The organism is Jatrophihabitans sp. (assembly GCF_036000465.1).
Taxonomy (GTDB): domain Bacteria; phylum Actinomycetota; class Actinomycetes; order Mycobacteriales; family Jatrophihabitantaceae; genus Jatrophihabitans.
On the sequence record NZ_DASYFV010000033.1, the window covers coordinates 1 to 13,932 of the forward strand.

General features: G+C 71.4%; 14 protein-coding genes and 1 pseudogene. 8 read left to right on the forward strand and 7 right to left on the reverse strand.

Features of this window, described 5'->3' with window-relative positions; genetic code table 11:
* The 5 genes and pseudogenes from VGN18_RS11035 to VGN18_RS11055 form a co-directional block, all read left to right on the forward strand.
* A pseudogene (locus tag VGN18_RS11035) lies at window positions 1–506 on the forward strand (reductase); the annotation flags it as partial.
* 129 nt (window positions 507–635) lie between these two features.
* On the forward strand, window positions 636–1,241 hold the full coding sequence (locus VGN18_RS11040) for an alpha/beta family hydrolase (protein ID WP_327539738.1): 606 nt from the start codon (window positions 636–638) through the stop codon (window positions 1,239–1,241).
* A 31-nt stretch (window positions 1,242–1,272) separates the two neighbouring features.
* The gene (locus VGN18_RS11045) at window positions 1,273–2,973 is read left to right on the forward strand and encodes an AMP-binding protein (RefSeq protein WP_327539739.1); all 1,701 of its coding nucleotides are present in this window, start codon (window positions 1,273–1,275) and stop codon (window positions 2,971–2,973) included.
* A gap of 56 nt (window positions 2,974–3,029) precedes the next feature.
* Window positions 3,030–3,518, forward strand: a complete 489-nt coding sequence (locus VGN18_RS11050; protein ID WP_327539740.1) for a cation:proton antiporter regulatory subunit — start codon at window positions 3,030–3,032, stop codon at window positions 3,516–3,518.
* Between the two features lie 4 nt (window positions 3,519–3,522).
* The gene (locus tag VGN18_RS11055) at window positions 3,523–4,758 is read left to right on the forward strand and encodes a cation:proton antiporter (protein WP_327539741.1); all 1,236 of its coding nucleotides are present in this window, start codon (window positions 3,523–3,525) and stop codon (window positions 4,756–4,758) included.
* On the opposite strand, the gene ybaK is transcribed toward VGN18_RS11055, so the two are convergent.
* A complete protein-coding gene (gene ybaK / locus VGN18_RS11060) occupies window positions 4,697–5,173 on the reverse strand; it encodes a Cys-tRNA(Pro) deacylase (RefSeq protein WP_327539742.1) in 477 nt (158 codons plus the stop codon). The two genes, VGN18_RS11055 and ybaK, sit on opposite strands and share 62 nt — an antisense overlap.
* 29 nt (window positions 5,174–5,202) lie before the next feature.
* Window positions 5,203–6,384 (reverse strand): PQQ-binding-like beta-propeller repeat protein, encoded by a 1,182-nt coding sequence (locus VGN18_RS11065; RefSeq protein ID WP_327539743.1) that lies wholly within the window; start codon window positions 6,382–6,384, stop codon window positions 5,203–5,205.
* A 189-nt stretch (window positions 6,385–6,573) separates the two neighbouring features.
* On the opposite strand from VGN18_RS11065, the gene VGN18_RS11070 reads away from it, so the two are divergent.
* Window positions 6,574–7,293, forward strand: a complete 720-nt coding sequence (locus VGN18_RS11070) for a sigma-70 family RNA polymerase sigma factor (RefSeq protein ID WP_414655042.1) — start codon at window positions 6,574–6,576, stop codon at window positions 7,291–7,293.
* The gene (gene rsrA / locus VGN18_RS11075) at window positions 7,290–7,580 is read left to right on the forward strand and encodes a mycothiol system anti-sigma-R factor (RefSeq protein WP_327539745.1); all 291 of its coding nucleotides are present in this window, start codon (window positions 7,290–7,292) and stop codon (window positions 7,578–7,580) included. The genes VGN18_RS11070 and rsrA overlap by 4 nt, the downstream gene beginning before the upstream one ends.
* Window positions 7,581–7,583: 3 nt before the next feature.
* On the opposite strand, the gene VGN18_RS11080 is transcribed toward rsrA, so the two are convergent.
* From VGN18_RS11080 to VGN18_RS11090, 3 genes are read right to left on the reverse strand one after another with little or no spacing between them, the layout of a single operon-like run.
* On the reverse strand, window positions 7,584–8,444 hold the full coding sequence (locus tag VGN18_RS11080) for a hypothetical protein (RefSeq protein ID WP_327539746.1): 861 nt from the start codon (window positions 8,442–8,444) through the stop codon (window positions 7,584–7,586).
* A gap of 22 nt (window positions 8,445–8,466) precedes the next feature.
* Complete coding sequence (mctP, locus tag VGN18_RS11085) at window positions 8,467–10,173, reverse strand: monocarboxylate uptake permease MctP (protein ID WP_327539747.1); 1,707 nt, start codon at window positions 10,171–10,173, stop codon at window positions 8,467–8,469.
* A gap of 28 nt (window positions 10,174–10,201) precedes the next feature.
* The gene (locus VGN18_RS11090; RefSeq protein ID WP_327539748.1) at window positions 10,202–10,477 is read right to left on the reverse strand and encodes a DUF3311 domain-containing protein; all 276 of its coding nucleotides are present in this window, start codon (window positions 10,475–10,477) and stop codon (window positions 10,202–10,204) included.
* A gap of 174 nt (window positions 10,478–10,651) precedes the next feature.
* On the opposite strand from VGN18_RS11090, the gene VGN18_RS11095 reads away from it, so the two are divergent.
* Window positions 10,652–12,163 carry a sensor histidine kinase gene (locus VGN18_RS11095; protein WP_327539749.1) on the forward strand — a complete coding sequence of 504 codons (1,512 nt, stop codon included), beginning with the start codon at window positions 10,652–10,654 and terminating at the stop codon, window positions 12,161–12,163.
* A gap of 83 nt (window positions 12,164–12,246) precedes the next feature.
* Here VGN18_RS11095 and VGN18_RS11100 read toward each other — a convergent pair whose 3' ends face one another.
* Together VGN18_RS11100 and VGN18_RS11105 are read right to left on the reverse strand one after the other, a co-directional pair.
* A complete protein-coding gene (locus VGN18_RS11100) occupies window positions 12,247–12,498 on the reverse strand; it encodes a WhiB family transcriptional regulator (protein ID WP_327539750.1) in 252 nt (83 codons plus the stop codon).
* A 323-nt stretch (window positions 12,499–12,821) separates the two neighbouring features.
* Window positions 12,822–13,763: a diacylglycerol/lipid kinase family protein gene (locus tag VGN18_RS11105; RefSeq protein ID WP_327539751.1), complete on the reverse strand. Its 942-nt coding sequence runs from the start codon at window positions 13,761–13,763 to the stop codon at window positions 12,822–12,824.
* Between the last annotated feature and the right edge of the window lie 169 nt (window positions 13,764–13,932).

Below are 13,932 nucleotides of genomic sequence, written 5' to 3' on the forward strand. Positions count from 1 at the left end.
GCCGGTTGCCCTGGTGGCTCGACCGCATCTCCCGCGGCGGCCGGGTCGTCGCGCCCGGGCGGCCCGACCGGCCGCTGCAGTACGTCGACGCGCGGGACCTCGCGGCCTGGCTGCTCACCGGTCTGGAGGCCGGGCTCGCCGGCGTCGTCGACGTCGTCAGCCGGTCGGGGCACGCCACCACGCAGAGCCTGCTCGACGCGTGCGTCGCCGCCACCGGCTCCGACGCCGAACTCGTCTGGTTCGGCGAGGAGGCGCTGGCCGCTGCCGGCGCCCAGCCGTGGGTGCAGATGCCGTGCTGGGTGCCCGAGACCGGTGAGTTCGCCGGCTTCCTCGAGGGTGATACGTCGCGGGCGGCCGCCACGGGGCTGACCTGTCGCCCGGTGCGGGAGACGGTCGCCGACACGTGGGCCTGGCTGCAACGCGACGGCATGCCGGTCCAGCGACCCGACCGCGACGCCCACGGCCTCCCGGTCGAGATCGAGCAGGCGCTGCTCGCCGGGAGGTGAGGCTGTGGCACCGTCGGCGAGCGGCGGGAAGGGCTCGGCGCGTTCAGCCGGCCACCGGCCGGGGGCTACTGCGGCGTCGCGCGGTCGGGCCGGACAGCGCTCGGGTGCCTGGTTTGGAATGCTGGGTCGATGCGCATCGAGGTGTCCACCCCGTCCGGCATCGGCTGGGCCGACATCGACCGGCCGCGCGGCGCCGCCCGGGCGCTGCTGCTGCTCACCCACGGCGCCGGTGGCACGGTCGAGACCGCCGACGTCAACGCGATCCGGGGGGCCGCGCTGAAGGCAGGGGTGGCCGTCGCCCGCATCACCCAGCCGTACCGCGTCGCGGGCCGCCGCACCCCGCCCGCACCGCCGGTGCAGGACCTCGCGTGGCTCGCGGTCGTCACCGCGGTCCGCCGCCGTCGCGGGTTCGGTGACCTGCCGCTGTTCCTCGGCGGCCGATCCAACGGCGCCCGCGTCGCCTGCCGCACCGCCGGCGCGTCCGGCGCGGTCGGCGTCGTCGCCCTCGCCTTCCCGCTGCACCCGCCGGGCAAGCCGGAGAACTCGCGGCTGCCCGAACTCGACGGCGCCGGCGTCCCCGTCCTCGTGGTCCAGGGCGACCGCGACCCGTTCGGGATGCCGCCGGCCGGCGCCGCCCGCGAGGTCGTCGTCGTCCCGGGCGCCGACCACTCGCTCAAGCGCGATCCCGCCACCGTCGCCGCCACCGTGGTCGCATGGCTGCTGCGCGGGCGATGACATCGGCCGACGTGCATGCCAAGGTCGGGTCATGACGAACGCCGAGGCGACCGCCGCGTTCCGCGCGGCGCGTGACTTCCTGCTCGAGCACCGCACCGACTACGACACCGCCGTGGCCGGCTTCGGCTGGCCGCGGCCCGAGCACTTCAACTTCGCGCTCGACTGGTTCGACGCCGTGCTCGCGACCGAGCACCCGAACCATCCGGCCCTGCGGCTGATCGAGGCCGACGGTACCGACGCGAGCTACACCTTCGCCGAGCTGTCGGCCCGCTCGCACCAGCTCGCCGGGTGGCTGCGCGCCGCCGGGGTGCGCCGCGGCACGCACCTGCTCGTGCTGCTGGGCAACCAGGTCGAGCTGTGGGAGACGACGCTCGCGGCGATGAAGCTCGGCGCGGTGATGATCCCGGCGACGACGCTGCTCGCGGAGGCCGATCTGCGCGACCGCATCGACCGCGGCCACGTCGGCGTGGTGATCGCCCGCAGCGAGCTGGCGCCGTCGTTCGAGGCCGTCCCCGGCTCGTACCTGCGCATCGCGGTCGGCGACCCGGTCGAGGGCTGGCTGCGCTACGACGACAGCCGCGCCAGCCTCGCGCCGTTCGAGCCCGACGACGTCACCCGGGCCGACGACTCCCTGCTGCTCTACTTCACCTCGGGCACCACTGCGCTGCCGAAGCTGGTGGAGCACACGCACGTCAGCTACCCGATCGGGCACCTGTCGACGATGTACTGGATCGGGCTGCAGCCGGGCGACGTGCACCTCAACGTGTCGAGCCCGGGCTGGGCCAAGCACGCCTGGTCGTGCGTGTTCGCGCCGTGGATCGCCGGTGCCACGATCTGCCTCTACAACTACGCCCGCTTCGACGCCACCGCGATGCTGCAGACCCTGCGCGACGCGAAGGTGACGACGTTCTGCGCGCCGCCGACGGTGTGGCGCATGCTCATCCAGGCCGACCTCGCGAGCTACCAGGACGATCTGTCGCTGCGCGAACTCGTCGGCGCGGGCGAGCCGCTCAACCCCGAGGTGATCGAAGCCGTGCGCCGGGCCTGGGGGCTGACCATCCGCGACGGTTTCGGGCAGACCGAGACGTCGCTGCAGATCGGCAACTCACCCGGTCAGGTGCTCAAGATCGGTTCGATGGGACGCCCCATGCCCGGCTTCGACATCGCGCTCGTCGACCCGGTCACCGACGAGATCGCCGAGGAGGGCGAGATCTGCGTCGTCACCGACCCGGTGCGCCCGGTCGGGTTGATGGTCGGCTACCAGGGCGACGGCGAGCGCAACGACGCCGCGTTCGCCGGCGGCCGCTACCACACGGGCGATGTCGCGAGCCGCGACGCCGACGGCTACATCACCTACGTCGGACGGGCCGACGACGTGTTCAAGGCCAGCGACTACCGCATCAGCCCGTTCGAGCTGGAGAGCGTGCTGATCGAGCACCCGGCGGTGGCCGAGGCCGCGGTCGTGCCCGCGCCGGACGAGTTGCGCCTCGCCGTGCCCAAGGCGTTCGTCGTGCTCGTCGCCGGGCGGGAGCCGAGCCGGGAACTGGCCGGCGACATCCTCGCGTTCTGCCGCGAGCACCTCGCGCCGTACAAGCGCATCCGGCGGCTGCAGTTCGCCGAGCTGCCCAAGACGATCAGCGGCAAGATCCGCCGGGTCGAGCTGCGCGGCGCCGAGGCCGAGCACGCCGGCACCCGGCCCGAGGGGGAGTACCGCCTCGAGGACTTCGACTGATCCGAACCCAGGGAGAAGCTGAGAGAACGCTTAGGTCGGCCCAGTAGGGTCGACCCATGGGTCTGGAGATCATCAGCCGGGTGCTGCCGGGGATCGGCGTGTGCCAGGAGGTCCCGCTGCACGGCGGGCGCCGCGTCGGCATCGTCACGCGCCGCAACGGCCAGCGCGAGATCGTCGTCTACGACGAGGACGGTGACGGCGCCGCCGCGACCGTCTCCCTCAACGAGGACGAGGCCAACGTGGTCGCCGAGCTGCTCGGGGCCCCGCAACTGATGGTGCGGTTGGCCGACCTGCAGCGCCAGGCCGACGACGTCGTCACCGAACAGCTGCCGCTGTCGGCCGAATCGCCCTACGACGGCCGCGCCCTCGGTGACACCCAGGCTCGCACGCGTACCGGCGCGTCGATCGTCGCGGTGCTGCGGCACGGCACCACCCACCCGTCGCCGGGTCCGGAGTTCACGCTGCACGCCGGCGACCTGATCGTGTCGGTCGGCACGCGCGAGGGGCTGGACCACCTCGCCCGCCTGCTCGACGGTTCGGGCTGAGCGCATGGTGCTCGCGTCCGGCAACGGCTCCGCGGCCCACACTGCCACCCTGCTGGTCGAGATCGGCGCGATCCTCTTCGCGCTCGGCGTGATCGGACGCGTAGCCAAGAAGCTGCGCATCCCGGTCATCCCGCTCTACCTGCTCGCCGGCCTGTTCTTCGGTCAGGGCGGAGTGGTCAAGCTCGAGGCGAGCGAGGACTTCCTGTCGATCTCGTCCGAGATCGGTGTGGTGCTGCTGCTTGTCATGCTCGGCCTGGAGTACTCGGCCGGCGAGCTGCTCTCGAGCGTGCGCACCCAGGCTCCGATCGGCTTGCTCGACGGCGTGGCCAACGCGATCCCGGGCGCCGTCATCGCACTGGTCGCCGGATGGGGCGGACTCGCGGCGGTCGCCCTCGCCGGCGTCACCTGGGTCTCGTCGTCGGGCGTGATCGCGAAGATGCTCGGCGACCTCGGCCGCCTCGGCAACCGCGAGGTGCCGTCGGTGCTCGGCGTGCTGGTGCTCGAAGACCTCGCCATGGCCCTGTACCTGCCGCTGCTCACGGCGCTGCTGGTCGCCGACGGCGGTGCCTCCACCGTGATCGTCGCGGTGCTCGTCGCCACCGGCACCGTCGGGTTGATCCTCGTCGTCGCCACCCGCTTCGGCACGACGGTCACCAAGATGTTCTCGGCCGACGACCCGGAGCCGCTGCTGCTCGGCGTGCTGGGGCTGACGCTGCTGGTCGCCGGGCTGGCCGACCAGCTGAAGGTGTCGGCGGCGGTCGGCGCGTTCCTCGTCGGCATCGCGCTTTCGGGCGCCGTGGCCGAGACCGCGGTCGAGGTGCTCGCTCCGCTGCGCGACCTCTTCGCCGCCGTCTTCTTCGTGACGTTCGGGCTCTCGACGAGCCCGGGCACGCTGCTGCCGGCGTTCCCGCTCGCGATCCTGCTCGTCGTCGTCACCTCGGCCACCAAGGTCGGCACCGGGTACGTCGCGGCCAGACGGGTGGGGGTCAAGCGGCGCGGCCGCTGGCGCGCCGGCGTCGCGCTCATCCCGCGGGGGGAGTTCTCCGTCGTCATCGCCTCGTTGGCCGTGACCGCCGGCGTCGAGCCCGAGCTGGGCCCCGTGACCGCCTGCTACGTGCTGCTGACCATCGCCGTGGCTGCCGCAGTCCAGAAGCTGCCCGACCGGCTCGCCGCGGAAGCTAGGTGGTCGCGATCCGCGCGACGAGAGCGCCGGTCACGCGTACCAGATCCGACGGGCTGAGCTGCACCTGCAGACCTCGCTTGCCGGCCGAGACGTAGACCGTGTCGAAGGTCGAGGCCGACTCGTCGAGCACCAGGCGCAGCGCGGTCTTCTGGCCGATCGGCGAGATGCCGCCGACCACATAGCCGGTGGCCCGCGCCGCGGCGGCCGGGTCGGCGAGTTCGACCCGCTTGCCCTGCAGCGCCGCCCCGAACGCCTTGAGATCGAGGCGGGCCGCCACCGGCACGACCGCGCAGGCCAGCTTGCCGTCGACCGTCGCGATGAGGGTCTTGAAGATCTGCTCGGGTGCGACGCCGAGGGCCGCCGCGGCCTCGTCGCCGTAGGCCTGTGCCCGCGGATCGTGGTCGTAGGGGTGCAGCGTGAACGCGACCTTCTCGCGGGTCAACCGCGCGGTCGCGGGGGTTCCGGTGGCCACCCGTCGACCCTACTGAGCGGGTCGACGTCCTAGTGGCGCGGCGCGTAGGCGTGGATCCCCGCACTGCCGAACCCGACGTAGAGCCGTCCACCGGTCACCGCCGGAGCGGTCTGGGTCGCGAAGTCCCGCGGGTCGGCGGAGGCGCTCCAGCGGATCGCGCCGGTCCGCGCGTCGAGGCCGACCACCTGCGACGTATCGACCGTCACGTACACGACACCACCGGCGATCGAGGCGGCCGCCCAGACCTCGCCGTCCACGGTCCGGTTCCAGCGCGGCTGGCCGGTCCGGGCGTCGAAGGCGAACACGCCGTTGTCGATCAGGCCGATGTAGACGTTCGTCCCGTCGACGGACGGCGCCGCGTGCACGTCGTCGCCCAGGTTCGCCCGCCATACGACGGCGCCGCTGGAGGCCCGCACGGCGTACAGCTGGCCGCTGGAGCCCTCGCCCTGCAAGTCGGCGGCGATGTAGACCGTGCCGTCACGCAGGGACGGGCCGCCGCCGTGGACGCTGCCGATCGCGGTGTGCCAGCGCACGGCCCCGGTGGCGGTGTCCAGGGCGAGCAGCTCGTTGTCGGCCCCGACGTAGGCGGTGCGGCCGCTCACGGCGATGGTCGAGTGCACCTCGTCGGTCGTCGCGGTCGACCACTTGACCCGACCGGTGCGCAGCGACAGCGCGTAGACGTGATGGTCGTAGGACCCGACGTACACGGTGTCGCCGGCGATCGTGGGTCCGCGGCTGCCGGCGACGTCGCCGGTGTGCCAGACGAGCGCGCCGGAGCGCAGCCTCACCGCATCGGTGCCGGTCGACGTCGTGACCACGACCAGGCCGTCGCCGGATGCCAGGGCTCCGGGCGGGATGGCCACGTCACCGCCGAGGGGGCGGGTCCACAGCATCCGCCCGTCGCGGGTGGACAGAGCCACGAGCGCGCCGCCGAGCTCGCCGATGACGCGTTCGCCGACCACGACAGGCGAGCCCGAGAGTCCGGGCGGCGAGGCCCACCGCTGGCGCAACGACGCCACGTTGTGGCGGGTGAGCCGCTCCTCGTCGCGGTTCCAGCCGGTCTTGGCCGCGCTTAACTGGAACTGCGTCCACCCCCGCGCCGACGCCTCCTCGTCGTGCGACGCCAGGGTCGCCGCCGAGGCCGACCCGGTGGTCAAGGACCCGAACAGGAACAGGGCGGCGCCAACCGGCAGCCATCGACTTCGCGACATCGTGTCTCCTCTGGCTACCGGCCGTTACCGGGCGGGATCGGGTGTGTCGAGATGCTGCGGCGACTCCTCGGGCCGGGCCAGGGGCGAAGGTCATCAACGCCCGCGGACTTCGCCAGGGCGGGGACTCGGAATGCCCTGCGCGTTCTCGTGGTTTGCACGGACGACCTTCACGAAGGAGCAGCCCAGATCATGATGGTGGCAACCGAGCCCCGCACCTCGCGGGTGGTGAGCGCGATCCGACCGCTCGCGACCGGCGCGATAGTCTCCAAGCCGAGGCCCGAACCGCGGTCTCAGGGTGGCTTCGAGGGGAGCACGGTGGCGGAGGAGACGGTCGAGGCCCGCCGGGCCCGGTTCGAGCGCGACGCGCTCCCGTTCCTGGATCAGCTGTACGCCGCTGCCATGCGCATGACGCGCAACCCGGCCGATGCCGAGGACCTCGTCCAGGAGACCTTCGTCAAGGCGTTCGCCGCGTTCCACCAGTTCACCGAGGGCACCAACCTCAAGGCGTGGCTTTACCGCATCCTGACGAATACCTTCATCAACAACTACCGCAAGAAGCAGCGCCAGCCGCAGGAATCCGGCAACGAGGACGTCGAGGACTGGCAGCTCGCGCGGGCCGAGTCGCACACCTCCACCGGGCTACGCTCGGCCGAGATGGAGGCGCTCGACCACCTGCCCGATTCCGACGTCAAGGACGCGTTGCAGGCGCTGCCCGAGGACTTCCGCCTGGCGGTCTACCTCGCCGATGTCGAGGGGTTCGCCTACAAGGAGATCGCCGAGATCATGGGTACGCCCATCGGCACCGTGATGTCGCGGCTGCACCGCGGCCGCAAGCAGTTGCAGAACCTGCTCGCCGACTACGCGCGAGACCGAGGACTGATTCCGAGCGGTGTCGGAGGCGAGTCATGAGCTCGATGGGTTTCGGACCGGGGAACATCGACTGCGACGACGTCCTGCGCGATGTCTATCTCTACCTCGACGACGAGAGCGACGACGCGCTGCGCAACCGCATCCGCCAGCATCTCGACGCCTGCGCGCCCTGCCTGAAGCACTTCGGCCTCGAGCAGGACGTCCGCGCCCTCGTGGCCCGCTGCTGCGGCGGCGACCAGGCTCCGCAGAGCTTGCACCAGCGCATCCGGGTCCGCATCACCGAGGTGTCCGTCGAGACCGCGCACCTCGAGTACCGCCCCGAGTAGCTCCTACGGAGCGGCGGCCACCGGCGCCACGGCGTCCACGAGCCGCTTCGCCGCCGACAGCCCGGCCTGCACCAGGTCGCGGCCCGGCTGGCCCATCACGACCCCGATCAGCTCGACGATGCGGCCGTTCACCACGCGCCGCGAGCGGAACATGAAGCAGCCGCCCGCGGCGCTCATCGAACCGGTCTTGACGCCGCGGAAGCCGTCGCGGCCCAGCAGGGTGTCGGTGTTGCGCACCCAGCCGACGACGGGCACCCAGTAGCTCGTCCGCGCGACCATCAGGCGCAGCTCGACGACCCGGATCGCCGTGCGGGCGAGCGCGAGCTGATCGGCCGGCGTCGAGGTGGTGCTCGACGCGAAACCGCTCGGGTCGGTGTAGGTCGTGTGCGTCATGTGCAGCGCGGCCGCGGTCGAGTTCATCCGGGCGACGAAGCCCGACACCGTGCCGGCGATGCGGCGGGCCAGCATGATCGCGATGTTGTTGGCCGAGGGCAGCAGCAGCGCGGCCAGCGCCTGCCGCTCGGTGATGTGCTCCCCGCGGACGACCCGCACCGTCGACTCGCCGCGCGCGACCCGCCGCCGGTAGTCGTCGACGTCGCCCTGCGAGACCGTCATGGTGAAGCCGTTCGACGACGAGGTCAGCGGGCGCGCTCGCAGCACCAGGTAGGCCGTCATCACCTTCGACATCGACGCGATCGGCGCGCGTCGCACCCGGCCGCTCTGGTGCACCTCGCCGGTGAGCCCGAACCCGTACGCCGCCTGGCCGGCCGCCGGCCACACCGACGCAGCGGCGGCCGGCGACGACGGCAGGGCGACGAGCGCCGCGGACAGGGCGAGCACGGCGAGCGAGCTTCGGATGATCACGGGTCAAGGTATCGAAGCGGGTTCAGGGACGCGCCGCGAGCTCGTCCTCCGTCGCCTCGACGACGCCCGGGGCCGCCTCGTCGGAGTAGTAGTCGTTCGCCTCGGTCTCGTCGACGCCGGCCGGGGCGCGCACCGCGCGGAGGACGAGGGTGAGCACCACGGCCACGATGATGTTGAGCAGCAGCGCGGTCGCGCCGATGTAGACCTTGGTGTCGGTGAACGGGAACATCCCGAGCGGCGAGCCGAAGTGGCGCATCCCGTTCGTCGAGGTGACCGGCTTGCCGTCGACGAGCTTGACGACCGTCGCCGGTACCAGTTGGCGATAGGCCTGCACGGTGCCGTAGACCATGCCGACGGCCCAGCCGACCAGCAGGGCCCACCTGTGCAGCCAGCGCGTGTACAGCCCGATGACGATCGCCACGAGGGTCTGCAGGATCCACACCCCGCCGAGCAGCTGCATGTTGATCGCGTTCTGCTTGTCGAGGCCGAGCACGAACAGCAGCGCCCCGAACTTCACCACGAGCGAGACGATCTTCGACACCTGCGACTCCTGCTTGGGCGTCGCGTCGCGCTTGAAGTACTCGCGGTAGATGTTGCGTGTGAACAGGTTCGCCGCGGCGATCGCCATGATCGCCGCGGGTACGAGCGCACCGATCGCGATCGCGGCGAAGGCCACACCGGCGAACCACGAGGGGAACACGAGCTGGAAGAAGTGCGGGACAGCCAGCTGCGCGTTGGCGGTGCCGTCCTGCCCGAAGACGTTCATGCGGCCCTGGCCGACCTCGTAGATCGCGGCGTAGCCGAGGAGCGCTAGCAGGGCGAGCATCAGCGAGTACGCCGGCAGGATCGCCGAGTTGCGCCGGATCACCGAGCGGCTGCGCGACGACAGCACCGCGGTCATCGAGTGCGGGTACATGAACAGCGCGAGCGCTGAGCCGAACGCGAGGGTGCCGTAGGCCCAGTAGGTCGGGTCGCCGGTGATGAACGAGCCGGTCGGCAGCCCCGACGGCGTCGGCTTGGCCAGCTTCGTCTTCGCGGCGCCGAAGATGTCGCCGAAGCCGATCTTCGTGGCGATGTAGACGACGGCGACGACGATGACGACGTAGATCAGCGTGTCCTTGACGAACGCGATCAGGGCGGGCGCCCGCAACCCGGACGAGTACGTGTACGCGGCGAGCACAGCGAACGCGACGATCAGCGGCAGGTCACGGACGAGTGCGTTGCCCGAGCCGCCGAGCCCCATCGTGTCGAGGACGGCCTGGATGCCGACCAGTTGCAACGCGATGTAGGGCATCGTCGCGAGGATGCCGGTGATCGCCACCGCGAGGGCCAGCCCGCGGCTGCCGTAGCGGCCGCGCACGAAGTCGGCCGGGGTCACGTAGCCGTGCCGGTGCGCGACGCTCCACAGCCGCGGCATGAACACGAAGATGATCGGGTAGGCGACGATCGTGTACGGCACGGCGAAGAACCCGCTCACCGCGCCGGTCGCGAACATCGCCGCCGGCACCGCGACGAACGTGTACGCCGTGTAGAGGTCACCGCCGAGCAGGAACCAGGTGACGACCGTGCCGAAGCCGCGACCGCCGAGACCCCACTCGTCCAGGCTGTTCAGCGACTGGGTCCGGCGCCAGCGGACGGCCGCGAAGCCGCCGAAGCTGACGACGACGAAGAAGAACAGCACGACGCCGAGCTCGACGCCGTTGACGCCGCTGCCGGCTGCGGCCGTCATCGACCCTCACCCCGACCGCACGCGTCGCTCATCGGACGTCACCCTCGTGCTGTTGGAGTCGAGCCTCGCCGTTGCTTCGCGCCCGCTTGATGAGCTTGTACGCGGCGTAGGTCAGCACCGGCGTGATCAACACCCACAACAGCTGGTACCAGTAGAAGAACGGGAAGCCCCACAGCACCGGGGTCTCGCGCGAGTACATCGGCACCGCGGCGAGCGCGATCAGCGGCACGGCCAGCAGCACGCCGACGACGACCGTCGTGCCGGCGGGCAGTCGGGGTGGGCGGGTGACGGGGGTTGTCGGCATCGTCGGCTCCAACCTGATCGGGTGCGACCGGGGTCACGGACAGGGTCGATTTCGGACCTTAGTACGAAACGCCCGCGTTGTACCCGCGATGGCGGCACAGTCGGCGCAGAAGTTCGCCGGACCCGCCGGGACCCGTCGCGCAGCGACAGCGCGGGGAGTGGGAAGGTGAGGTCGATGTCCGCGCTCACCGACACGCTCGCCGCCCGTACCTCGCTCGACGACGCCCAGGTCGACCACATCGCCCGACTCGTCGGGGAGTGGCAGCTGCTCTCCGACCTCGCCTTCGCCGACCTGCTGCTGTGGGTGCCGGTGGCGGTGCCCTCGGCCGAGGCCGGCAGCGTCCCGGGCTTCCTCTGCGTCGCCCAGTGCCGCCCGACGACCGGCCCCACGGCGTACCAGCACGATCAGGTGGGCGTGGTCCTGCGCGGGGCGCGCGTCGCTCCGATGCGCATCGCGTTCTCCGAGGCCCGCATCTTCCGCGAGGTCGACCCCGATTGGGACGGCGACCTGCCGATCCGGCGCGAGGCGATCCCGGTGCGCCACGGCGACGAGGTCATCGCCGTCATCGGCCGCGACGCCAATCTGGCCAGCGTGCGCACGCCGAGCCAGCTCGAGCTGGTCTACCTGCAGAGCGCCGCCGACCTCGCCGGCATGGTCGCCGACGGCACCTTCCCGGCCCCCGACGCGCGGGCCGAGGAGAGCGCGGGGCCGCGGGTCGGCGACGGCCTGGTGCGGCTCGAACCCGACGGCACGATCATCTACGCCAGTCCGAACGCGCTGTCCGCGTTCAACCGGCTGGGCGTCACCGGCAACGTGCTCAACGAGCCGGTCGACGCGCTGACCAGCAACGTCGCCGACGACCCGTTCGACGCCGGCGACCTCGCGGCGGCCGTGGCCGAGGCGATCGACGGCGGCCACCCGGCCGGCATCGAGATGGAGGGCGGCGGCGCGATCATCCTGTTCCGTGCCCTGCCGCTGCGGCCGCGCGGCGAGACCCTCGGCGCACTGTTGCTGATGCAGGACGTCACCGAGCTGCGCCGCCGCGACCGTCAGATCATGAGCAAGGACGCGACGATCCGCGAGATCCACCACCGGGTCAAGAACAACCTGCAGACCGTCGCCGCGCTGCTGCGGTTGCAGGCCCGGCGGGTGTCGGTGCCCGAGGCGCGCGGTGCGCTCGAGGAGTCGATGCGGCGGGTCAGCTCGATCGCCCTCGTCCACGAGACGCTGTCGGTGTCGATGGACGAATCGGTGGACTTCGACGAGATCGTCGACCGCCTGCTGGTGATGCTCTCCGACGTCATGGGCTCATCGACCCGGGTGTCGGTCAGCCGCGAGGGCAGCTTCGGGGAGGCGCCGGCCGAGGTGGCCACAGCGCTCGTGCTGGTGCTGACCGAGCTCGTGCAGAACGCCATCGAGCACGCCTTCCCCGACGACCGGCACGGCACCGTGCTGGTGACCGCCGAGCGGCGTCGCGGTCAGCTGACCGTCACGATCCGCGACGACGGCGTGGGGCTGCCCGAGGCGTTCGCGAGCGAGAAGTCCGACCGGCTGGGCCTGCAGATCGTCAACACCCTGGTCTCGGCCGAACTCAACGGGACGGTGGAGTTCCGGCGTGACGAGGGCGGGGGCACGGCGGCGGTGCTGTCGATGCCGCTCGGGCGGCGCGGCCGCATCGAGCGCTGAGCCGGACTCCGGGGGAGCGTCCGGCTCGACGGGTGTCAGGTGAGACGGGTGTCAGGTAAGACGCGTGTCAGGCGAGGGAGATGTCAGGCGAGGCGGGCGCGGGCCCGGGCGTTGCGCCGCTTGAGCGCGCGCCGCTCGTCCTCGGACAGACCGCCCCAGACGCCGGCGTCCTGACCGGACTCGAGGGCCCAGGTCAGACATTCCTGGATAACGGGGCAGCGTCGGCAGACCGCCTTCGCCTGCTCGATCTGCAGCAGCGCGGGGCCCGTGTTCCCGATCGGGAAGAACAGTTCCGGGTCCTCGTCACGGCATATCGCGCGGTGCCGCCAGTCCATCGGTGAATATCTCCTAACTAGGCGCGCTCGACGAACGGTGCTCGTTCGCTGGCCACGCTTGTGAATACTTTCACGAGCATACGCACCGAACAACCCGGCTGCATGCTCTGCAAGCCACGTCACCGGTCCGTTCGGATTTTTCGTTCCGGGAGGACTGTCGGTGTCCTCCACCTTTCAGGCGTCAGCTTTTCCGGCCTTTCGGCCTTTCGAGCCTTACGGTCTTGCAAGCGTTACGGCCGCCGGGGGGTTCGGCAAGTCGACCTTCGGCGACGCTACGCGTCATCGGTGCTGCGGTCGAGAGGGTGGAGCTCGATAGAAACGCGTCAAACGGATATTTCGGTCGGAGCGCCCACGATGCTGACCGCGTTGCGTACCGATCGGAACGTCACCTTCTCCCGCAGATCCAGGGCGTCGCCGTCGACCTGAAACGGCATCGGTTCGTCGGCAAGAACAGTGATGTGCTCCTGGTCATGAGCCAGATGCGCGCCACGCCGCCCGACAGCCGGACGTGACCCGGACATGCGGACCATGCTCAAGAACACGCCGATCGTGCCCATCCGGCGCCGCGCGTAAACAGCCAGGTCGGTGTCGAAGCCGACCTCGGGCGTCGGGTGCAGCGGCCGGCTGCCCACGAACGTCCAGGGATCGGCGTTGGTGACGAGCGCGAAGTAGATGTCGTCCCACCGGGTGCCGTCACCGAGTTCGACGTGCACCTTCGGGTGGCGCCGGTCGGAGCGGAAGAACTCGCGCACCCCGACCCGGGCGTACAGCGTGTGCGTCGACTTCCTGCCGGCGCGCCGCCGTCGCTCGACGCCGTGCACGATGGCGGCGTCGAAGCCCAGGCCGGCGGCGAAGCAGAACCAGCGGTCGTCGGCGAGGCCGAGCGAGACGGGGCGCCGCTGCCCGGTGCGCAGCCCCTCGAGCAGCTGGCCGGTGGCCTCGATGCGGTCGTTGGGGATGCCGAGCGCCCGGGTGAAGACGTTGGTCGATCCGGCCGGGACGATGCCGAGCGCCGGCACACCCGGGTGCACGCCGTCGGTGAGCAGACCGTTGATCACCTCGTTGACCGTGCCGTCGCCACCGAGCGCGACCACGACGTCGGTGCCGTTACGCATCGCGCGGCAGGCGAGCGCGGCGGCGTGGCCGCGGTTGGCGGTCTCGGCGACCTCGAGCTCGGCCTCGCTCGCAAGGGCGTGGGCGAGGACGTCCCGCTCGCGCACGCTCGTGGCGGTCGCGCGCGGGTTCATCACGACCAGGATGCGCACCGGTAAACCTTACGTGGTTCTCAGCGGCAACTGCCCGCGACGGGGGCGTGCGGCCCGCGGCTAGGCTGAGCCGAGTGGATGTCGAGGACGTGCCCAAGCCGCTGCGCATCGCCTGCGCGATCCTCGCCCTCGAGGCTCTCGGCCTGCTCGGTGTTACCGGCTTCCTCGT